A 21,311-nucleotide genomic window follows, 5' to 3' on the forward strand; every position below is an offset into this window, starting at 1 on the left:
GATTAAATTTATATATTTTATTCATATCGTTGTATTTATTCCATATGCGCATCATTTTAATAATTATTTTATTTTATAAACAACTATGAAACAATACCATAATTATTCTTTTTGCGTAAGTTATTCACTATATTTTATACTCATACAAATAAATACCACTACTATCTAAAACGGTGTACTCCTTACAACATATAGGTCTAGGCATACCAATCAATTCATTAGTAAAATTTTAGATATCATACTTAATTTCACAACAAAAAAACTACCCTACATAGGAAACTCCATATATAGGGTAGTTATATGTCTCTGATATCGTCTTATCGAATAACTTTTGATAAGAAAGACTTTGTTCGTTCATGTTTTGGAGTATCGAATACTTCTGCTGGTGTTCCTTCTTCCAAAATTTCGCCACCATCTACAAATAATACACGTGTAGCTACTTCTTTGGCAAAGCTCATTTCATGAGTAACGATGACCATAGTCATCCCCTCTTTAGCCAAATCTTTCATAACGTCTAATACTTCACTAACCATCTCTGGATCTAACGCTGATGTAGGTTCGTCAAAAAGCATGACTTTTGGTTTCATCGCTAAAGCTCTAGCAATGGCTACACGCTGTTGCTGCCCCCCAGATAATTGTTCTGGGTACGCCTCTGCTTTATCGGATAAACCTACTTTTCCCAATAAATCACGAGCAATGCTTTCCGCTTCAGATTTTGAAAGTCCTCTAATTTTTTGTGGTGCTAAAGTAATATTATCTATTACAGTCATATGAGGAAATAGATTAAACCGCTGGAATACCATGCCCACTTCAGCGCGTACGTTGTTGATGTTTTCTTTCACATTTAAGTTCTTGCCATCTACAATCACGTCACCTTCTGTTGGTTCTTCTAAATAGTTCATACAGCGTAATACAGTACTTTTACCAGAACCAGATGGTCCAATAATGACCACTACTTCACCAGCATCGATTTCTGTAGAAACGCCTTTTAAGACATGGAGTTGTCCAAAATATTTATGTACATTCTGTAATTGAATCATTTGATATTATATTTCCTTTCTAAGTACGCTACGAGTCGGGAAATGGTTAATGTCATAATCAAGTAAATCACCGCTACGGCTGTCCAAATTTCAAAGGAACCGTAGGTACGAGCGATAATTAATTGTCCTCGACGTGTCAATTCTTCAAAACCAATAACTGCTACTAGAGAAGTATCTTTCAACATAGCAATAAATTCATTGCCCAATGGTGGAATGATAGCTTTGAAAGCTTGTGGCATAATAACATAGCGCATCGTTTGGAACCAAGTTAAACCTAAAGAGCGACCTGCTTCCATTTGACCTTTATTAATAGATTGGATACCGGCACGGAAAATTTCTGAAACATAAGCACCAGAGTTTATAGAACAAGCCAAGACGGCGGCTAAATAGGGCCCAATTGGTTCTGGCGCACCATTGGCATTAACGATAGCCCCCAATAATTTAGGACCACCAAAGTAAATCATAAAGATTTGTACTAATAGTGGTGTGCCACGAAATAGTTCTACATAACATTTTGCGATCAAACGAATCACTTTAAATCGTGATAAGTTCATCAGCGCCACTACTAGTCCAATAAAGAAACCAAAGCCCACACTCATGAGGGTAATTTGAATTGTAATTCCAGCCCCTCCAATTAACAGGGGTAAAGAGTCGACAATTAACTGCCAATTAAAATCCATCGTTACCTATCCATCCTTTCATTCAACACAGATAAGGAGGCACAAAGCCTCCTTATATAGTACATTATTTTCCTTCGTATGTCACGGGAATATCCTTAGGCATGTCAGTTTTAAACCATGTTTGGTATATCTTATTTAAAGTACCATCTTGCTTCATCTCTGTCAATGCTTTATTTACACTATCTACTAGGTCTTTATTCTTTTTATTCATAGCTAAACCAAAGTATTCTTTCGTATTTGGATAAGCGATAATCGTTAAGTGTTGATCACTATGTTTGGCTACGTAATACTGAGCCACTGGCAAATCAATTAAGGCCCCTTCTACACCACCATTTTGTAATTCTAATAAAGCATCGCTAGTATGGTCAAAGTTTTTTACTATAGCTCCATTGATTTTGTTTGCTAAGTCTGCCCCTGTAGTACCCATTTGTACGGCAATCGTTTTTCCTGTCAAATCATCTAAACTTTTAATAACGCTACTTTCCTTGACAACCACAGCCATACCAGATTCATAATAAGGCATACTGAAACCAACTTTTTCCATCCGTGCTTTTGTAATGGTCATCCCCGATGCTGCTAAATCAATTTCGCCATTATCTAAAGCTGGTACTAGTGCATCAAAAGGAACATTTTTAAATTCAATAGTTTTCCCCGTCCGTTTCGCAATTTCTTTAGCTACATCGATGTCAAAACCTTGTAATTCTTCGGATCCTTCTTGCTTAAACTCAAACGGTACAAACGTTGCATTAGTGCCTATCTTCAAGACACTTCCTTTTTGTACTTGGTCTCCTCCTTGAGAGCCACATCCCCCTAGTAGTGCTACTACACCTAAAGCTAATAAGCCCGTACATATTAATTTTTTTACATTTGCTTTCATAATTGGTCTCCTTTATTAAATATCTTATGTATATCTTATGCACTAATTATACATCTATACGAATATTTAGTCAACATAAATTTACATATATTTTGTATTTTTATTAATTCTTGTTATATTTGTTAAATTGTATAAGCAATATATAGAAACTGATATACCAAAAAAGCATAAAAAAATACACAGCAGAACAATTTCTGCTGTGTTTCATACGGCTGACCTGGTCTTTGCCCCCACACTCGCCTGCTGGAAGGTTCGCTCTTAAGCCATGCTCCCCACTACTACCCCTCTCGACATATTTTGTCGGCAGGTCTTACATCTAAGCCGCACCATGCTCACAATTTCTCATTGCTTATGTGGATCGTTTCGCCTGCGACTGGCCTCGACTTTCAACCACAGACCCGTTATGTACTCTTATTATATCTATATTTTTCACTTTTGTCACTTAGGAACTATCATGATATTTTTCATTTTACTTATATCATTTTTATATAGTACATTTATAAAAAAGACTTGCTTTTTTTCATCAAATATACATCAGCTTTACTCCATCCCATGTTTATCACATTCTCACTTTTTATGTAAATGATGAGAACTTTTCAGTACATTTTTGTCCACTCTATAGGGTATATTCAAGGATAGAATTTTATTGTATAATGTGTGTACTTAAGTAAACGAAGAATATAAAAACGGTGGTTTTCCAAAAGAGAGTACACCGTTTCTGTTTGTTAGGAAGGGTTTGCACATGTTTATGTTATCATTAATTCAAGAATCAGGGGCTTACGAACAAGATAAAAGCACCTTAGAGTTAGTAACCTTACAACTCTTACAAATGATTCAGATGAAAAGCCAAACTTTATATGTGCATTCAGTACAGGTTACCAATTATGCTGTAGCCATTGCTGCTAAAATGGGTTTGCCAAAAGGTGAAATCGAATTGATTCGCCACGCAGCGTGTTTACACGATTTAGGCTTAATTTGCTTACCTACCACTACCTTGATGAAGTTTCCCTACTTCAACCGTCAGGAATTATCCAAATACAAGCAACATCCTGTATTTGGGGCTAGCATGATTGAAAACTATCCATGTTGTCAACCTATCATCCCTTACGTTAAATACCATCATGAGCGTTGGGATGGCACAGGTTTTCCAAAACACTTACGAGGTGCCAATATTCCATTAGGAGCTCGCATTATTGGTATTGCTGATTACTACGTAACAGCCATCGATCCAGCTTCAGATACAAGCCTACAACCTCGTAGCGAGATCAAACAAGAACTATTTAGACACTCTGGCACACAATTTGATCCAGATGTGGTGAAAGCATTCATAGAAATATTAGGATAATCATTAGGCTCCACTTGCTAAAGTGAGAGCCTTTATCTTTGCTTTAGGTAAGACAGCATGGATTGTCTCCGTTGCTTCTAATAAGGTGGCCCCTGTTGTATAGATGTCATCCACTAGTAATATACTGATTTCTTTGTCTACATAGGCATCCACCATAGTAGAACGAACTAAGAAATGACCTTTCATATTTTTTCGTCGTTCTTCCTTTGTCAATGTCCACATCGGTTTAGATCCATCTAATTTCAACAATAAATCTACCCAATTCCAACCTTGTTGCATAACCCAACTTTTGAATAGCACATCCACTTGATTATAACCCCGTTGTTTCCGTTTGCTTTCACTAATGGGAATAGGTACAACAATGGTTGGTACATACTTCATATCCAAACAAGTAACTGTAAAACGTTGTAAAAAAGGAGCGGCTCCTAGAGCTCGCTCCTTTTTTCCATTAAATTTTATATCGTGTAGCATGGTTTTAATGCCACCTACATAATCTGCTAGAATATATATACATTCTAAAGAAGAAAATTTTGGACCTATTATACAACGTTCATGCATAACTGCTTGCAAACATGTATCACACCACTCGCCTTGAGTATATACATCTTTACCACAATGGATACAAGTAGGTGGACACAATACGTCCCATAATCTCATTAGATCGCCCCCTCTAAGCGTTCTTTAAATAATGTATATCGATAATTTGTATCTACTCGATTCACCGCTGTATCTACAGCCGTTTCGCTACCGATAAGTAACACCTTATCCTTAGCACGTGTAATCGCTGTATAGAGTAGATTTCGCTGTAACATCACATTATAGGCAGAAATAAATGGTAGAATGATACGTTCATATTCACTACCCTGTGCTTTATGAACCGTAATTGCATAAGCAAGTGCCATCGTCATCATATCTTCTTCGTCAAGAGTCATCGATTTATCTGGAAATTTTACATGTACCTGTTTGCCAAGTATATCTGTAATTACACCAATTTCTCCATTGTACACATCTTGATCATAATTATTTTCCATTTGAATAATCTTATCTCCAATGCGATACACTGTACCATCTACTTTTAATTCTTCTTCACCACTTCTTCTCGGATTCAATTCTTCTTGCAAATATTTAGAAATAGCCGCACTACCTATGACGCCTTTACGCATAGGACAAACGATTTGAATATCTAGGTCAGACTCTACGTACTGTAATTCCTCTCGATAATGCTTAGTAACCGCTAATAGGACACTTTCCACATCATGAGCACTTTCAAATTGAAATTCATCACAACTCGATAGATCGGGCATCTCACCATGATTGATCGCGTAGGCATTATCGATGATTCGATTCCCCTCTTGTTGACGATATATCTGCGTTAACCCTTGATAAGGTATCACAGAACTAGTCAACATATCTCGCAAAATAAAGCCCGCACCAATAGGTGGCAATTGATCCACATCTCCCACAAGGACCACATAAGCACTAGGTGGAATCGCCTGTATCAGGGCATAGTATAGCTCTAAATTAAGCATAGATGATTCATCAACGATAACTACATCTACCTCTAATGGCTCATCTTGATTCCGGGCAAAGGTATAAATAGTATTATCAAGTTCTGGCTCTAGCAAGCGATGAATAGTATAAGCCTCCATACCCGTCGCTTCCGACAGACGTTTTGTAGCTCGTCCTGTAGGCGCACAGAGGACAATACGTTTTAAATTTCCTTGCTGAAATCCTTCTACTAAGGCTTTGATAATAGTGGTCTTTCCTGTACCTGGACCTCCAGTGATAATAGAGAATCGATGACTAAGCGCCATATGAATAGCTTGCTTTTGCTCCACCCCTAACTCCATGGAATGCTTAATTTCATAACTTTTGCAGAAATCATCACCATCCAATAAAGGTAGTACATCATTATCTAGGAAAGCTTCTGTGAAATCTACGCTGTCTACTTCTGCTCGATACACAGTAGGGTGGTAGATATACAGTACATCGTCGTGATCTACCTGTACATAGCGCTTTGTTTCAATTAAGGTTTCTAAACGGTCTACAATCACATCGATATACTCATCACCTAATAGATTCGACAACTGTACCATCAATTCCTCTACGGGCATACAAGAATGCCCTGAAGATCCGATCTGCTCCATGGTAAAGCGAATCCCTGCATCGATGCGCTTTGGATTATCAAAGGGAAATCCTAATTCTGCTGCAAAATGATCTACTACAGAAAAAGGCAAGTTTGTATCCACCGTCAATAGGTAATAAGGATTATCTTGCAGCATTTCTATGCTTTTAGCACCGTACACTTCGTAAAGTTGGCGACTCCAACGATTACTCATATTGTATTTAGCAAAAAAATCATTAATTTCCTGCAGGACTCCTTCACCTAACAAAACCTTATACAGTTCTTGCTTTGTTCTAAGGGATATATTAGGAACTTCTAATAATTCCATAGGATTTTCGTTTTTAAGAATCTCTAGAATAGAAATTCCAAAATAGTCCAGCAGCTTATCTAATGATTTAGGCCCTAACCCTTTCACACTAAGACTTTCTAAATACCGTCTAGCACCTGCTAAGGTATCTGGCATCACACGTTGTATGCTTTGGACAGCAATCTGTTTGCCATATCTTTTATGGATGACAAACTTACCTTTAATTTCCACCTCTTCCCCTACTTTGGGAGGTGCTATATTTCCCGTACAAGTATGAGTATCTTCCTGATAATCCCGCACGATAAATATACAGTAATCTTCTTGAGGGGACTTATAGATTACACGGTATACCGTTCCTAATACCGTTATCATAGAGATGCATTGGGCAATGCAGAAATAACAGCTTGTACCACATCTGCTACATTGCTAATATTTTCAATTTTAATGTGACTCACACGTTCATAAATTGGTTGACGCTCTTCGTACAGTCGGAAAATATATTCAATACTTTCTTTTAATAATGGACGAATTTCCATATCTAAATCGTCAAGGATTTGTTTTACATCTCGTTGGATCAATACCACATAACCAGATTCACGCATCAGTTCAGCTGTGGCATCACACAATACCGTACCACCACCTGTAGCAATGACACTGGCATTTTTTTTGCTCACCAAATCTTGAATTACATTGAGTTCTAATTGGTGGAATTCTTCTTCTCCATCATGAATAATAATATTTTGAATGGATTTTCCTGTACGCTCTTGGATTTCTGTATCCACATCAAAGAACTCTAAGCCTAATGCCTGTGCTAAGGCTTTACCAATCGTTGTTTTACCTGCTCCAGGCATACCAATTAAGAAAATATGTTGATGAACATGGTTCTTTTCATACTCTTTAGAAATACGAATTACCTCATTCATAAACTCTTTTGCATAATCCGCTAATTCAGGGTTTTCCAATGCTTGTACAGCCGATGCAAGGATTTCTTGCTCTCTTTGTACATCATGAATTTTCATCTGATGCTCTTCTTTATATTTTGCAATATCTACCACAATACTCAAACGTTCTTCAAAGAGGCGAATCATTTCTTTATTAATAGCATCAATTTTTTGGCGATTTTCTTGTAATTTCATAGATATACTCCTTAGAATTTTTTATAGATAGTACTATGTAAATGCTTTAATGCAAAGGTCTTATCATCTTCCATTTGATCGATAAGGGCTTGCAGGGAATCAAACTTTACTTCTCCTCGGATAAAAGCAAGAAATTCTACCGTAGCCACTTCTCCGTATACATCATCAGAAAAATCAAATAAATGGGTTTCAAAACGATGATATTGATTGGTAAAAGTCGGATTATCGCCCATATTACCTACTGCACCATACCATTTGCCACCAATATATACTTGGTTTACATACACACCATCAGCTGGCGCTGCCATAGTATCTGGGAAATGAAAGTTTAACGTAGGAAACCCCAAAGTGCGCCCCCGTTGATCCCCTTTTACTACTGTGCCAGTAAATCGATAAGGTCTACCTAGCATGGTATTAGCTAATTCAATATCACCACGTAAAATGCTACTGCGTATGGCAGTACTCGATATAGGCGCATCAATCCAATCATAACGCACCAATTCTTGATCATGGACTTCAATAGACGGATATAACTGACGAATTAACTGAGAATTGCCTAACCCTTTATATCCAAAATTAAAGTTTGCACCTACCACTATTTTCAGTACATTACGATGGGCACATAAACCATGAATAAAATCTTCCCCTGACTGCGCTACTAATTCTTGAGTCATAGGAAGCTCCAATATATAATCAACACCCATAGCCTTTAACATATCATATCGTTCTTCTCGTTGTAACAAACGAGGTGGAATTTGTTTCGGTTGTAATATAGTAAATGGATGGGCATCGAAGGTAACAATCACAGAAACTCCATGACATGCCTTAGCGCTGTCACAGACTTCCTTAATGATTGATTGATGACCTAAATGCAGTCCATCAAAGGTTCCCATTCCATATACAATGGGCTCCTGTATCGTATCTAACTCTGATATCGTATATAAAATATTCATATTGATCCTTATCTTTTGAAATATGAAATAAAACTTTTATTTCGTTTACTCTTTATTATAACACAACCGAAGACTATAGAAAGTGTATACATGTATTTCTCTAAAAGAAATACAATGTCACCATATACAGTTTTATTTGTAATATCCTATTCATTATAATACACGCCATATAAGATTCTTTTCTATCAAATAGTATACACAAGAAAATGGTCAGGTTCCCTTGAGGTTCCTGACCATTTTTATACTTACATCATATGTATATATTTTTCTCTACTTTTAAGGTATCATCCAATCGTCGTAAGATACTCATAAACCCATTCGCATCATAGGCTCTCACTAATGTATCTACTTGGATTTCATCTGGCGACACACAGAAAGTTTCATTCGGTTTGACTGTATGGATTGGAACTTGTTTCCCTTGCACCAAGCGCGTTCGATTAATATCATTGATATACACCGCTGGCAAGTGCGTTAGCAAAGTATCTACTGGCTGCACAGCTTGTTCCACCAGTGTTTCTAGTTCTTCGATGGTCACAGACTGTTCAATGTTGCATTGTCCTACTGCAGTACGACATAGTTGTGTCATCATACCACATAGATCCAATCGCTGACATATATCCCGTAACAAAGCACGCACATAAGTGCCCGCAGAACATCGTACACGAATGGTAAAGAATGGAAATGCATAGGCTAGTAACTCAATGTCATGGATATGAATCAAACGAGATGGCAGTTCAAATTCTACTCCTGCACGGGCTAAATCATAAGCACGTTGCCCATTGATTTTGATAGCAGAATACTTGGATGGTCGCTGTTCAATCGAACCTTGGAAGGACTGCACTGCTTGTTCTAGTTCGTCCCAACTAGGAGCCTCAATACTATCTAAAGTACGTAATATATTCCCTGTGCTATCTTCTGTATCTGTTTCAACGCCAAATTTGCATTCCGCCACATAGGTTTTACCGATGGACTCTGTGTATTCGATGGCACGAGTGGCTTTTCCGACAAAGATAGGTAGCACTCCATACGCCAATGGATCTAACGTCCCACTATGACCGATACGGCGCTCTTTCAAAATGCGTCGACAAATACCGATCGCATCATGGCTCGTGATGCCTGGTGGCTTGATTAAAGAAATAACACCATCCATTAATCAATCACCGCTAAGATTTGTTCCAATGCTTCGTGGATAGGACTTTCGATAGAGCAGCCAGCTGCTCGAATATGCCCACCACCGCCAAAGTGACTAGCAATTTGATTTGCATCTCGCACTTTGGAGCGAATGCTAGCACGAGTTACCGTCTCTGTTTTCGCTTTTAAAACGATAGCTACATCCACACCTTTGATGTTTCGAATCATGTCCACAAATCCATCGGTATCATCCCCAATGCGCTCCATCAGCGGTAATGTCAAGCACATGGATACCACTTGCCCTTCATGATGAAAGGACACATTATCTAAGATCTGTTTCATCACCTCGATACGACCTGGTTCTACCATTTCTATGGCTTCAGAAATCACATGTGGTTGTGCTCCTGCTTGTAAACATAGACCTGACATCTCCATCGTATGTGCTGTTGTATTAGAGAATTTAAAGAACCCTGTATCTGTAGCCATAGCCATGTACAAAGCTTGTCCCATCGATTGAGTGATTTCCCAATTCCATATCTTACATAGGTACGCCACGGTTTCTCCAGTAGAAGAAAAATCAGGACGTAAATATAAGCCGTCTGCAAATTCTGTATTAGAAATATGATGGTCTATATTAAAAGTAGGTGCACTCACTCGTACACCTACTTCTCCAATTCGTTCAAATGTGCTAGCGTCCAAAATAAGTAGCATATCCGATGTATAACCGGTTTCTAAACTTTCAATAGGCTCAATCTTAGAGCATAGAGGAAGAAAAGAAAACTTTTCAGGAATCACATCATCTACTACCATGCGAACTGCTTTCCCTTGGGCTACCAAGGCTTCATACATAGCGAGCATGGAACCAATAGCATCTCCATCAGGACTAACATGAACGGTAAGAAGAATGGAATGGGCTGTATCAATCGATGTTTTTAGTTGATCAATACTAATTTTTGCCATTATTGTTCCTCTTGTTTAATAGAATTTAATAATCCTTCGATGTGCATACTGTAATCTAAGGATGTATCTGCATCAAAGGCAATGCTAGGAATATGGCGCAATTGAAGCACCTTTCCTAGTTCAGAGCGGAAGTAGCCAGCGCTTCTGCGCAAAGTCTCTAAGGACTGTTGTTTCTCCGCTTCACTGCCGAATAAGCTTACATAAATCGTAGCTTCTCGCAAATCGCCAGTAACACGCACATCGGTAACAGTAACAAATCCGATGCGAGGGTCTTTCAACCCGCGCAATAAGATTTGACTTGCTTCTTGTTTAATAAACTCTTGTAATTTTCGTACACGAACTTCACTCATGGATACCTCCTATACTTCTGGGGCAATTTCTTCCATTTTGTACGCTTCGATCACGTCGCCTTCTTTCACATCACGGTAACGTTCTAAGGAGATACCACACTCAAAGCTGGTAGCTACTTCTTTCACTTCATCTTTGAAACGGCGTAAGGAATCGATATGCCCTTCATGGATAACGATACCATCACGGATTAAGCGAATTTCAGAGTTATTTGTGATTTTACCTTCCGTTACATAGGAACCAGCTACAATAGCTTTCGGAGTAGAAATCACTTGGCGCACTTCTGCACGGCCTAAAATCACTTCTTTAAATTCAGGAGTTAACATACCACGCATAGCGGCTTCAATTTCATTGATCGCATCGTAGATGACACGGTATGTACGAAGGTCAACACTTTCTTTTTCTGCTTCTTTACGTACATTCGCATCTGGACGCACGTTAAAGCCGATAATAATCGCACCCGATGCAGAGGCTAACATCACATCAGATTCGTTGATAGCACCTACTGCACTGTGGATAATGTTGATGCGTACTTCTGGGTTTTTAATGCCCTCTAAGGATTGACGTAACGCTTCTACAGAACCTTGTACGTCACCTTTGATAATAATATTTAAGTCTTTCAATTCCCCTTGTTGCATTTGGTTGAACAAATCATCAAGAGTGACTTTTGTTTTCGCATTCATTTCAGTAATGCGTTGTTTTTCAATACGTTTTTCTGCAATGGAACGAGCTTCGTTGTCATCTACAGCGAATATCACTTCACCAGCTTGTGGTACATCAGATAAACCTAAGATTTCCACAGGCATAGATGGACGAGCTACTTTTACTTTTTCTCCACGTTCATTCGTCATAGCACGTACTTTACCGTAGGCTACACCGGCAAGGATCGTTTCCCCTACACGTAAGGAACCTTTTTGTACCAACACTGTACATACAGGACCACGGCCTTTATCCAATTGGGCTTCGATAACGATACCTTGTGCCTTACGGTTAGGGTTCGCCTTCAATTCTTGTACTTCTGCTACCAACAAGATAGTTTCCAATAGGTCTTCAATACCTTGACGTTGTTTAGCAGATACAGGAACCATGATGGTATCACCGCCCCATTCTTCTGGTAGCAAACCGTGTTCAGACAGTTGTTGTTTTACATGGTCAGGGTTCGCACCTGGTTTATCCATTTTATTGATAGCTACGATAATTGGCACTTCTGCGGATTTAGCATGGTTGATAGCTTCGATGGTTTGTGGCATAACACCGTCATCAGCAGCTACCACAAGGACTGCGATATCCGTGGATTGAGCACCACGCAAACGCATCGCTGTGAAAGCTTCATGGCCTGGTGTATCAAGGAATGTAATTTTATTACCTTCATAGCGAACTTGGTAGGCACCGATATGCTGCGTAATACCACCTGCTTCAGAAGCTGTTACATTGGTAGAACGAATCACGTCCAACAAAGATGTTTTACCATGGTCAACGTGACCCATGATGGTAACAACTGGTGGACGAGCTTGTAAGCTTTCTGGGCTATCCTCGATTTCGATGATTTCTGTAGGATCTTGTTCAGGTTCTACTTCTACCACTTCCACGCCGAAATCTTCTGCTAATACCATAGCAGTTTCCACATCAATTTCTTGGTTGATGGTAGCCATAACACCTAACATCATCAATTTTTTGATGATTTCAGATACTTCACGGCCCATTTTTTCAGCCAATTCTTTAACAGTTAATGGCCCAGACAGTTCGATAGATGTAGCAATCGCTGCTTCAGCCTTACGGCGTTCTTCTTCTTTTTGTTTGATGTGTTGCTCATTACGTTGCTTAACCTTATTTTTATTTTTTTGCAACGCAGAAGATACTAAGGATTGAGTACGTTCGCCTTTTTTACCTTTTTTATCTTTTTTATTGCGACGCTCGCTACGATTTTCATTGCGATGTTCAGATTCAAAACGACGATTTTCTTTTTGACGATCCACTTCACGGCTCGCTTGACGATCACGACCTTCTGTTTTCACAGTAAGAGCTGGATCCACTTGTGGAATCTCTAAGCGGCGTTCACGACGTGGTCCATCATTGCGACGATCATTATTACGATCGTTACTACGATTGTTGTTGCGATCATGATTGCGGTCATTATTGCGGTCGAATCTGCCACCATTGTTAGGACGATTACCACCATTACGATTGTCTTGACGTTGATCATTGCGACCTTCTGGACGACGACCATCACGGTTTTGACCATTTCGTTGGTTAGAACGATTGTCTCCACGGTCATTTCTGTCATTGCGATGATCTCGTTGACCATTATTTTTACCATCACGATTGAATGGGCGGTCACGCTTTTCACCACGGTCATTACGGTCTCCACGATCGTTACGATCATTGCGATTATTTCTATCTTGTTTAGGTCCACGTCTTTCGCCATCTTCATTGCGACGGTATTCGTGTACTTTCTTTTGCGGTGCTTGTTGAGTTGCTTTTGGTGCTTCACTTTGTGCTTGTTTAGCGCCACCTGCTAACGATTGTTTAATCATAGATACTTGTGAATCCTCCACTGTACTCATATGGCTTTTCACTTCTACATTGTGCTTTTTTAAAGCATCAATCACTACTTTATTTTCTACACCTAGGTCTTTTGCTACTTCATATACTCTTTTTTTGGACATCTACATTCCCCCTCTACTGATTCTTATCTATTTCAGCTAGCAAGGATTTAGCAAATCCAGCATCATTTACTAATATAACTGCTCGCATTTCTTTTCCCAATGCTCTACCTAGTTCCTCTTTGGTCCCTACTAAACGAAGGGGCACCTGATGAGACTCGGCTAAGTGCATATATTTTTTAGCATTATTCTGCGCACAATCTTCTGCCATAATCAACAGTGGATAGGCTTGCCGCTTCATGGACCGTTCCACTACAAAATCGCCTGATAATAAGCGACCTGCTCGCTGTGCTAATCCTAATATATTCAACACTTTTTCTTTATTCATGGGATATTTGTTCCTTTAAAGATTCATAAATTTCTTGTGAAACTTTATGTTTTAGCGAACGCTCTAATCGTTTGGCTTTATACGCCATGTCTAGGCATTCTACTTTCATTTCCATATATGCTCCCCGTCCAGGGGCTTTACCTGTGGGGTCAATAGAAATCTCTCCCGTTGGACTCAACACAACACGTGTTAACTCTTTCTTGGGAAGAAGTTCTCCACATCCCACACATACTCGCATAGGCTGAGACTTCTGTTTCATATTAGTCTTCATCTCCAAAAGCATCCAAGGAAATCATATCATCAGATTCCACATATTCACCGGCTTCAGCGGCTTGTGTTTCACTTTTAATATCAATTTTCCAGTTTGTTAATTTCGCCGCTAAACGGGCATTTTGACCTGCTTTACCGATAGCCAGTGAAAGTTGGTAATCTGGCACCACAACAGAAGATGTTTTTTCTTCATCACGAGCTACTACGCTTACTACTTTCGCTGGACTTAAGGCATTGGCAATATATACCGCTGGATCTTCATCCCATTTCACAATATCTATTTTTTCGCCATTTAGCTCATCCACGATATTTTGTACACGTTGTCCTTTAGGACCAACACACGCGCCTACTGCATCCACTTCTTCCTCGCGAGATACAACAGCAATTTTAGAACGCATACCTGGTTCACGAGCTACCGATTTCAATTCTACTGTACCTTCTGCAATTTCTGGCACTTCTAATTCAAACAAGCGTTTTAATAAACCAGGATGTGTACGGGAAATCATAATTTGAGGGCCTTTTGTGGTCTTTTTCACTTCCACAATGTAGCATTTAATACGATCTCCCACAGCATAGCTTTCACTAGGAATTTGCTCAGATACAGGTAAAATCGCCTCAGTTTTTCCTAGATTAATGAATACATTTCGACCCTCAATACGTTCCACCAAACCAGTCAAAATATCGCCTTCACGGCTGGAATATTCATCATAGACAATGTTGCGTTCTGCTTCTTTCAAGCGTTGAATCAACAATTGTTTTGCCGTATGAGCTGCACTACGACCGAAGTTTTTTGGCGTCACATCCACTTCGATAATATCGCCGATTTCCATACGTTTATCCAATTGACGAGCATCTACTAACGCAATTTCTACTTCTTCATTTTCAGGCGTGTCCACTACTGTTTTCTTAGCCAACACTTTATAATCACCTGTTTCACGATTGAAATAAATATATGCCTCTTGATTTGCTCCCACCTCTTTACGATAGGCTTGTAATAATGCCACTTCAAGAGAATCAAAAATAATCTCTGGTGCCACCCCTTTTTGTTTAGTAACTGCTAATACCGCTTGTACTAATTCTTGACTCACTGGTTTCCTCCCTTAAAAATCTAAATGTAAACGAATTTGTGCAATAGCTGCACGTTCTAGATCAATACGTTCTTCTTGCACCTGAATCGTGATGACTTCATCAGAATAGCCTTGCAAAGATCCTGTGTATTGCTTTTTACCATCAATAGGTTTAAACAATTGAATATCCACATCACGTCCATGGTAGCGAATGAAATCTTTTTCTTTTTTCAACACTCGATCCAATCCTGGAGAAGATACTTCTAACAAGTAATTTTCTTTGATTGGATCCTTTGCATCCAATACTTCGCTTAATTTTTCACTCACCATTTGGCAGTCATCTAAGTCGATGCCACCCTCTTTGTCTAAAAATACACGCAAGTACCATTCCCGCTCATGCACGTACTCCACATCTACAAGCTCTAACTCCGTAGACTCTATAATCGTTTCTACTACTTCGGACACAAATTCCTCTACGGCGTCACGTTTCATCTTATCCCCTCCCTGCATTAGTATAAGAGAAAGAGTGAGCCGCAGCTCACTCTTTTAATAGATTCTATAAAAGTTACTTCTAGTATACCACAACTGACTAAAAATAGCTACAGTAAACCATTACGTTTTAAGGCATCTTCCCACTCTTGTTCTTTGAATCCTACAAGCACTGTATCTTCTAAGACCAAAATAGGACGTTTCACCAACATACCATTCGTTGCTAATAAGGCTAACTTCTCATCCTCTGTCATAGTTGGTAATTTATCTTTAATACCTTCTCCACGATAAATTTGACCAGATGTATTAAAGAAGGCTTTAATATCTGCTTTCTTGCTTTTTGGATACCATACACCTAATTCTTCTGCTGTTGGGTTTTCTTCTTTAATATCACGATGGGTATAGTGAATACCATGATCATCTAAATATTTTTTTGCTCGTTTGCAAGTCGTACATTTTGGATATTCAATATATAACATTTCTCTGTTCCTCCAATTACTATATTTCACCATTAGAAAATTTTTCTTTTAATACCTGTAATAAAACTTCTGTCATTTCGCTAGCCGCAAAGACATACTCTTTTAATTTACCTCGTTCTTCTGCCACTTTCATAGCAGACACTTCAAAGGGATCTAACACCACAGATAAGACTGGAGTTTGTGCTTGTTCTAGGTCCTCCGTCAAGTACCCCGAAATACTTTCACCTTCCGCAGGATCAAATCGCTCTACTTTTACGATAGGGCAATATTCATACATCAATTTACGCAAAGTCATCATAAAGTATGCCTTATCCTCAATGAATTGCGCTGCTTCATCTTTAGTCATGCTAAAAATATCTACTTTCACACGTTCCATTTCACCATGTGTTGTCATAGGATTATTCCCCTTTCGCCGCTAAGAACGCTAAATAACAACGTTTTGCTTCGTAAATATCGGCTTTGCTCGTCACCTCCCAAGGAGAGTGCATACTGAGCACAGCCACGCCACAGTCGATCACATCCATACCATACAGAGCCATGATATAGGCAATCGTACCGCCACCACCAAGATCTACACGGCCTAATTCAGCTGTTTGGTAAGAAATATTATCTTGATCCATCAAATGACGAATACGAGCCATGTATTCTGCATTAGCATCATTGGAGCCACTTTTACCACGAGAACCGGTAAATTTATTAAATACCACGCCACGACCTAAGAAAGCAGCATTTTTCTTTTCAAAGGCACTCGCATAGAGTGGATCAAAACCAGCACTTACATCAGAAGATAACATATGGCTATTGGATAAAGTTCGTCGTACTGCTAATGGTGAGGTATGACCCATGGCTTCCAATACTTCTGCCATGAAATTCTCAAAGAAACGAGATTGCATACCTGTTGCACCAACAGAACCAATCTCTTCTTTATCTACCAATAAAGTACAGGTAGTTCTGCTCACATTCTCAGTTTCTAACATCGCTACTAATGATGTATAAGCACATACTCGGTCATCTTGTCCATAGCCGATGATCATAGAACGGTCGAACCCTAACTCTCTAGCTGCACCAGCTGGTACAATTTCAAGTTCTGCGGATAAGAAATCTTCTTCTTCAAAGTCATATTGTTCTTGTAGTACTTGCAATACATAGGCTTTTACACCATCTTTTAATTCCCCTTTCACAGGGCGGCTACCAATAAGAAGATCTAATTGTTCTCCTTCTACCACTTTGGCAGCCTTTTTCTCCATTTGTTCCTGTCCCAAATGTGGCAATAAGTCTGTTACGCAAAATACTGGGTCTGTTGGGTTTTCACCGATGGCAAGATTGATGACAGTACCATCGCGTTTTACCACTACCCCATGGATAGCTAGCGGCATTGTTACCCATTGGTATTTTTTGATGCCCCCATAATAATGTGTATCTAATAGTGCTAAATCACTATCCACATAGAATGGATTTTGCTTCACATCTAGCCGAGGAGAATCAATATGAGCACCTAAGATATTCATCCCCTGTTCAATCGGCTCTGTACCTATGTTCACCATAGCTACCGCTTTTTTCATGTGCACATAATAGACCTTATCTCCTGCTTTCAGCGTAGCACCTTCTTTGATAATACTGTCCATATTGCGATATCCCGCTGCTTCTGCAGCCTCCACAATTTGGTCTACACATTCACGCTCTGTTTTACCATGATCTAGAAAATGGCGATACTTCGTGGTTAAAGTATCAATCTCTTGTAATTGTTCTTCTGTATATTCATGCCAAGCATTTCTACGTTCCATACTTAGCTCCTTTCTTTTCAAATTTTAATATTTATTTTTTACGCGCATATAATTCACGCAATCCTTTAGGTGCATTGGTGACCATTTTGGAAACATAATAGCGTTTTCCTAAATGCTTGCTAATAGATTTTCCTACATACCAGTGGACCCCAAAGGTGCCATGTTCCTTGCAAGATCCCATCGATAAAAAGCGGTGTTTTACCACTCCCACGATAGGGTCTAAATGCAAAGGCTCCTTACAAACAGGGCACGCAGTTTTCGCCCGATTGCTTTGCCGGAATATACGTGGCATGGTCACAATGGACTCAAATATTTTATGTTCATGCCGTGAAAGCCCATAAAAACACCGTTGTTTTCCTTGTTTATCTCGCTTCTTTTGTAAGGCTTCTAAAAATGGAAATCGTTGGCATACCATGGCTGTACAAATGGCATCATGCAGGCCATTATGGGCTTGTAAATTCGGCGCTTGCACTTGCATCTCATCCATCGCTTTTTGCAATGCATATTGTTGACTACAATCGTGCATCGTTTTTGCATATAAAGATTGCGCATCAAACCAAGGTACTTCTTGATGTACATGAACCTTATGGCAAAATGCATTATCCATCAGCATGTTGATATCATCGGGCCCCCAAGACACCAATATACCATCGGGACCAACAAAACGTAAAAACTTTTCGCACCCACGTCGGAAAGATACCCCTTCTTTACGCAATTTATCCATAGTAATATGGGTCAACTTCTCCACCGAATGATGCATAATAGGTAGAAATTTAGGAGTAATAAATACTTCAAATTGGTCTACAATTTGCAGACTTTCATCTAGTTTTACAGCACCTATTTGTATAATTTCACCAATGAATGGAAATCCTGAGCGCCGTATCATATTCGGTTCTAATGTATAGGGCTGATTCCATTCCAAGTCAAATACAATATAGTGCATCCTTACTTCATACCCTTTCTCTCTAACATCATCCGTATGCCTGCTAATACAGATTCCTCAGAAATAACAGACAAACCTTTGTAGTTGCCCTCTTTTAAAACCTGTTTCATATTTTTATTCACATCGTAATCTTCCATAGATTCTAAGACTACAGCCTTCTCTGTGAAAGGCCCATACAAGGCTGGATTCGATGGTCCATAGAGCGCTACAATCGGTACCCCTTGACTCACGCCTACATGCATAGGACCTGAGTCATTTGTGACCAAACAATCACATCGTTTCATGGCTGCTGCCAATTCTCCAATGCTAAATTGCCCCGTTCCCTTAATGGCAGGTTCCGTCATCGTATCTAGTACATCCTGTACCATCTCTTTATCCATAGGTCCACCAAAGAATACTATTTTATACCCTTCTTTTGCTAAGGTATCTGCAATATGAGCAAATCGTTCCTTGGGCCAACGTTTTTCTGGTACAGCACTACCAATATTGAACCCAATAAGGCAATCCGCTTCCGTCACTCCGTGAGAGGCATAAAATGCTTGCACCTTTTCATCCCATTCAGGACTAGTAAAGATTTCTAGCCCCTCATGTTCTATCGCATATCCTAGCTGCTCTAGCACATTCATATACATCTGGGCAGCATGCACCGTTTTACGGTTCAATCGCGTTACCTTCATCATAAACGGACGGAACAAAAAATGACTCATCCCAGTGGTTACCTTAGCTTTCAATTTCCAAGCTAAATAGGACGTCCGTTCATTAGGATGCAAATTGATGACTATATCCACAGGTCCTTGTTGGCGAATCTCTTTAGCAATTTGATTCAACCCACCAATGCTATTATGGATACCCTTTTTATCCACTTCTACTAGCGCATCAATATAAGGATTATAACGATATACATCTGCCAACTTTTTATCAATCACATAGGTAATATGGCTGTGAGGCGCCAACTTTCTAAGAGCATGGATAAACGGTGTGGTGAGCACCACATCGCCTAAATGCATTAAGAAGGTTACCACAATCCGCTTTCCATCTAACTCTATCATAAATTCCTCATTTCTTTCACTGTATCAAATACAGTGTCCACCGTAATCTGTGCCATACATTCTGAATCTTCCACTAACGGCTGTTCTAGCGTCGCTCGTGATGTAGGTGAAACAATCATATGAATATGATCGCCCCCATAAGGACCTGTCCGTTCTGGGCAAGTAGTCCCAAACAGAGCAATCAACGGTACTTTTAAAGCGTTGGCAATATGCAAAGGTCCCGTATCGGCACTAATATACAAAGCACTGTGACGAATGACCTCAATGAGTTCTTTCAAATTCGTGTCACCAATGAGATTCACCACATTGTTGCTACCAACGCCGTCCACAATGGCACGACCTTTGTCCTCATCCTCTTTAGCGCCAATGAGCACCACCGTCTCACCTGCTGCCACCAATCGCTTGCCAAGTTCCACAAAATGAGAAATAGGCCATTCCTTCACTGCCCAACGTGCCCCTGGAGCGATAACAATATAGGGATTTTCGATGAAAGCTCCTCTAGCATTTAACTTCTGTGTCGCCGCAGCTTCTGCCTCTGTAAAAGTCGGCAAAGGGAACACGATGCCATCTACATTACAGCCCAAGGCACGAGCCGTATCTAAGTAGCGCTCAATAACATGATCCATTTTATGGTCACCTACAAGCGCAGTATTGACCAACCAACTGCCCTCACGAAGTTCCCAATAGGCATAGCGTTTCTTCACACCACTAAGACCCGCCACGATGGCACTTTTAGCAATGGATTGTAAATCTAAGGAAATATCAAAGTTTTTTTCATGTAATAACTTCCATAATTGTTTCCAATAGGAAAGCCGTTTTAATTGTTTCTTATCTATGATGATGATTTCATCCACCCAAGGTTTCGGAGGGATAACATCCTTAAACTGTTCATGGACGGCCCATGCAATATGCGCCTTCGGATATTGTTGACGCAACGCATACAGCGTTGGTAAGGCATGAATAATATCGCCTAGAGAACTCATTTTAATGATTAAAATTCGTACATCTTCTTTCATATTCCATCCCTTTCATTTACCTATAACTATACTCTATTAGTATACCATAAGATAGAACCAAAGATGATACACTATTTTCTATTTTTCTTTAGATCCTTTCATAATCTATTTCAATACTTCAAGGATATGCACCTCATATATTAAGCTTAAAGTATCTACCTGTAACAACTGCCGTTCAACAGATATCTTTTCTGTAAACAGGATTTAATAAAGCTTTAGTAAAATATTATTAAAAATTTAGTAATTGATTATTATATCACATATGACACAAACTTTATAATACAATACACATATATATTATCCAAATTGATTCATTTATGT

The 21,311-nt window shown here is 39.3% G+C and carries 22 protein-coding genes; 1 reads left to right on the forward strand and 21 read right to left on the reverse strand.

The genetic code is table 11. From position 1 onward, the window contains the following. Positions 1-317: 317 nt before the first annotated feature. The 3 genes from EO111_RS07010 to EO111_RS07020 all read right to left on the reverse strand — a co-directional run bounded on the left by EO111_RS07010 (position 318) and on the right by EO111_RS07020 (position 2,600). Positions 318-1,040: an amino acid ABC transporter ATP-binding protein gene (locus EO111_RS07010; protein ID WP_127011117.1), complete on the reverse strand. Its 723-nt coding sequence runs from the start codon at positions 1,038-1,040 to the stop codon at positions 318-320. After that, positions 1,037-1,720 carry an amino acid ABC transporter permease gene (locus EO111_RS07015; protein ID WP_009372151.1) on the reverse strand — a complete coding sequence of 228 codons (684 nt, stop codon included), beginning with the start codon at positions 1,718-1,720 and terminating at the stop codon, positions 1,037-1,039. The genes EO111_RS07010 and EO111_RS07015 overlap by 4 nt, the downstream gene beginning before the upstream one ends. Positions 1,721-1,784: 64 nt before the next feature. Then, complete coding sequence (locus EO111_RS07020) at positions 1,785-2,600, reverse strand: basic amino acid ABC transporter substrate-binding protein (RefSeq protein WP_369813347.1); 816 nt, start codon at positions 2,598-2,600, stop codon at positions 1,785-1,787. A 739-nt stretch (positions 2,601-3,339) separates the two neighbouring features. On the opposite strand from EO111_RS07020, the gene EO111_RS07025 reads away from it, so the two are divergent. Continuing rightward, on the forward strand, positions 3,340-3,942 hold the full coding sequence (locus EO111_RS07025) for an HD-GYP domain-containing protein (protein ID WP_127011118.1): 603 nt from the start codon (positions 3,340-3,342) through the stop codon (positions 3,940-3,942). A 3-nt stretch (positions 3,943-3,945) separates the two neighbouring features. Here EO111_RS07025 and EO111_RS07030 read toward each other — a convergent pair whose 3' ends face one another. The 18 genes from EO111_RS07030 to waaF all read right to left on the reverse strand — a co-directional run bounded on the left by EO111_RS07030 (position 3,946) and on the right by waaF (position 20,990). Then, a complete protein-coding gene (locus EO111_RS07030; protein ID WP_127011119.1) occupies positions 3,946-4,599 on the reverse strand; it encodes a ComF family protein in 654 nt (217 codons plus the stop codon). Next, positions 4,599-6,746, reverse strand: a complete 2,148-nt coding sequence (locus EO111_RS07035; protein ID WP_126940976.1) for an ATP-dependent RecD-like DNA helicase — start codon at positions 6,744-6,746, stop codon at positions 4,599-4,601. Before EO111_RS07035 ends, EO111_RS07030 begins: the two co-directional genes overlap by 1 nt. Beyond that, positions 6,743-7,510: a shikimate kinase gene (locus tag EO111_RS07040; RefSeq protein WP_062403179.1), complete on the reverse strand. Its 768-nt coding sequence runs from the start codon at positions 7,508-7,510 to the stop codon at positions 6,743-6,745. The genes EO111_RS07035 and EO111_RS07040 overlap by 4 nt, the downstream gene beginning before the upstream one ends. Positions 7,511-7,521: 11 nt before the next feature. After that, positions 7,522-8,463 carry a bifunctional riboflavin kinase/FAD synthetase gene (locus EO111_RS07045; protein WP_127011120.1) on the reverse strand — a complete coding sequence of 314 codons (942 nt, stop codon included), beginning with the start codon at positions 8,461-8,463 and terminating at the stop codon, positions 7,522-7,524. 250 nt (positions 8,464-8,713) lie between these two features. Next, positions 8,714-9,613, reverse strand: a complete 900-nt coding sequence (gene truB / locus EO111_RS07050; protein WP_127011121.1) for a tRNA pseudouridine(55) synthase TruB — start codon at positions 9,611-9,613, stop codon at positions 8,714-8,716. Beyond that, a complete protein-coding gene (locus EO111_RS07055; protein ID WP_126940973.1) occupies positions 9,613-10,554 on the reverse strand; it encodes a bifunctional oligoribonuclease/PAP phosphatase NrnA in 942 nt (313 codons plus the stop codon). Before EO111_RS07055 ends, truB begins: the two co-directional genes overlap by 1 nt. After that, positions 10,554-10,904 (reverse strand): 30S ribosome-binding factor RbfA, encoded by a 351-nt coding sequence (gene rbfA, locus EO111_RS07060; RefSeq protein WP_009372220.1) that lies wholly within the window; start codon positions 10,902-10,904, stop codon positions 10,554-10,556. The genes EO111_RS07055 and rbfA overlap by 1 nt, the downstream gene beginning before the upstream one ends. A 9-nt stretch (positions 10,905-10,913) precedes the next feature. Then, positions 10,914-13,568: a translation initiation factor IF-2 gene (gene infB / locus EO111_RS07065; RefSeq protein WP_127011122.1), complete on the reverse strand. Its 2,655-nt coding sequence runs from the start codon at positions 13,566-13,568 to the stop codon at positions 10,914-10,916. A gap of 13 nt (positions 13,569-13,581) precedes the next feature. Continuing rightward, the gene (locus tag EO111_RS07070) at positions 13,582-13,893 is read right to left on the reverse strand and encodes a ribosomal L7Ae/L30e/S12e/Gadd45 family protein (RefSeq protein ID WP_009372159.1); all 312 of its coding nucleotides are present in this window, start codon (positions 13,891-13,893) and stop codon (positions 13,582-13,584) included. Continuing rightward, positions 13,886-14,152 carry an RNase P modulator RnpM gene (rnpM, locus tag EO111_RS07075; protein ID WP_038145077.1) on the reverse strand — a complete coding sequence of 89 codons (267 nt, stop codon included), beginning with the start codon at positions 14,150-14,152 and terminating at the stop codon, positions 13,886-13,888. Before rnpM ends, EO111_RS07070 begins: the two co-directional genes overlap by 8 nt. Before the next feature lies 1 nt (position 14,153). Continuing rightward, a complete protein-coding gene (gene nusA, locus EO111_RS07080; RefSeq protein ID WP_009372179.1) occupies positions 14,154-15,251 on the reverse strand; it encodes a transcription termination factor NusA in 1,098 nt (365 codons plus the stop codon). A 12-nt stretch (positions 15,252-15,263) separates the two neighbouring features. Further along, positions 15,264-15,722 (reverse strand): ribosome maturation factor RimP, encoded by a 459-nt coding sequence (rimP, locus tag EO111_RS07085; RefSeq protein ID WP_009372209.1) that lies wholly within the window; start codon positions 15,720-15,722, stop codon positions 15,264-15,266. Positions 15,723-15,829: 107 nt separating this feature from the next. After that, positions 15,830-16,198: an arsenate reductase family protein gene (locus EO111_RS07090; RefSeq protein ID WP_009372193.1), complete on the reverse strand. Its 369-nt coding sequence runs from the start codon at positions 16,196-16,198 to the stop codon at positions 15,830-15,832. A gap of 19 nt (positions 16,199-16,217) precedes the next feature. Next, a complete protein-coding gene (locus tag EO111_RS07095) occupies positions 16,218-16,592 on the reverse strand; it encodes a hypothetical protein (protein ID WP_062403195.1) in 375 nt (124 codons plus the stop codon). A gap of 4 nt (positions 16,593-16,596) precedes the next feature. Further along, positions 16,597-17,982: an aminopeptidase gene (locus EO111_RS07100; RefSeq protein ID WP_127011123.1), complete on the reverse strand. Its 1,386-nt coding sequence runs from the start codon at positions 17,980-17,982 to the stop codon at positions 16,597-16,599. Positions 17,983-18,013: 31 nt separating this feature from the next. Then, entirely contained in the window at positions 18,014-18,925 is a 912-nt protein-coding gene (locus EO111_RS07105) for a 3'-5' exonuclease (RefSeq protein WP_127011124.1), read from the reverse strand. 2 nt (positions 18,926-18,927) lie between these two features. After that, a complete protein-coding gene (locus EO111_RS07110) occupies positions 18,928-19,971 on the reverse strand; it encodes a glycosyltransferase family 9 protein (protein WP_127011129.1) in 1,044 nt (347 codons plus the stop codon). Beyond that, the gene (gene waaF / locus EO111_RS07115; protein ID WP_127011125.1) at positions 19,971-20,990 is read right to left on the reverse strand and encodes a lipopolysaccharide heptosyltransferase II; all 1,020 of its coding nucleotides are present in this window, start codon (positions 20,988-20,990) and stop codon (positions 19,971-19,973) included. Before waaF ends, EO111_RS07110 begins: the two co-directional genes overlap by 1 nt. Between the last annotated feature and the right edge of the window lie 321 nt (positions 20,991-21,311).

The sequence above is a fragment of the Veillonella sp. CHU594 genome, from assembly GCF_003992265.1.
In the GTDB taxonomy this organism is placed as follows: domain Bacteria; phylum Bacillota; class Negativicutes; order Veillonellales; family Veillonellaceae; genus F0422.

Bases quoted from the DNA above. Each gene is read 5' to 3' on its own strand.
- EO111_RS07010 (WP_127011117.1), bottom strand. From the start codon at position 1,040: ATGATTCAATTACAGAATGTACATAAATATTTTGGACAACTCCATGTC.
- EO111_RS07015 (WP_009372151.1), bottom strand. From the start codon at position 1,720: ATGGATTTTAATTGGCAGTTAATTGTCGACTCTTTACCCCTGTTAATT.
- EO111_RS07025 (WP_127011118.1), top strand. From the start codon at position 3,340: ATGTTTATGTTATCATTAATTCAAGAATCAGGGGCTTACGAACAAGAT.
- EO111_RS07030 (WP_127011119.1), bottom strand. From the start codon at position 4,599: ATGAGATTATGGGACGTATTGTGTCCACCTACTTGTATCCATTGTGGT.
- EO111_RS07035 (WP_126940976.1), bottom strand. From the start codon at position 6,746: ATGATAACGGTATTAGGAACGGTATACCGTGTAATCTATAAGTCCCCT.
- EO111_RS07040 (WP_062403179.1), bottom strand. From the start codon at position 7,510: ATGAAATTACAAGAAAATCGCCAAAAAATTGATGCTATTAATAAAGAA.
- EO111_RS07045 (WP_127011120.1), bottom strand. From the start codon at position 8,463: ATGAATATTTTATATACGATATCAGAGTTAGATACGATACAGGAGCCC.
- truB (WP_127011121.1), bottom strand. From the start codon at position 9,613: ATGGATGGTGTTATTTCTTTAATCAAGCCACCAGGCATCACGAGCCAT.
- EO111_RS07055 (WP_126940973.1), bottom strand. From the start codon at position 10,554: ATGGCAAAAATTAGTATTGATCAACTAAAAACATCGATTGATACAGCC.
- rbfA (WP_009372220.1), bottom strand. From the start codon at position 10,904: ATGAGTGAAGTTCGTGTACGAAAATTACAAGAGTTTATTAAACAAGAA.
- infB (WP_127011122.1), bottom strand. From the start codon at position 13,568: ATGTCCAAAAAAAGAGTATATGAAGTAGCAAAAGACCTAGGTGTAGAA.
- EO111_RS07070 (WP_009372159.1), bottom strand. From the start codon at position 13,893: ATGAATAAAGAAAAAGTGTTGAATATATTAGGATTAGCACAGCGAGCA.
- rnpM (WP_038145077.1), bottom strand. From the start codon at position 14,152: ATGAAACAGAAGTCTCAGCCTATGCGAGTATGTGTGGGATGTGGAGAA.
- rimP (WP_009372209.1), bottom strand. From the start codon at position 15,722: ATGAAACGTGACGCCGTAGAGGAATTTGTGTCCGAAGTAGTAGAAACG.
- EO111_RS07090 (WP_009372193.1), bottom strand. From the start codon at position 16,198: ATGTTATATATTGAATATCCAAAATGTACGACTTGCAAACGAGCAAAA.
- EO111_RS07095 (WP_062403195.1), bottom strand. From the start codon at position 16,592: ATGACAACACATGGTGAAATGGAACGTGTGAAAGTAGATATTTTTAGC.
- EO111_RS07100 (WP_127011123.1), bottom strand. From the start codon at position 17,982: ATGGAACGTAGAAATGCTTGGCATGAATATACAGAAGAACAATTACAA.
- EO111_RS07105 (WP_127011124.1), bottom strand. From the start codon at position 18,925: ATGCACTATATTGTATTTGACTTGGAATGGAATCAGCCCTATACATTA.
- waaF (WP_127011125.1), bottom strand. From the start codon at position 20,990: ATGAAAGAAGATGTACGAATTTTAATCATTAAAATGAGTTCTCTAGGC.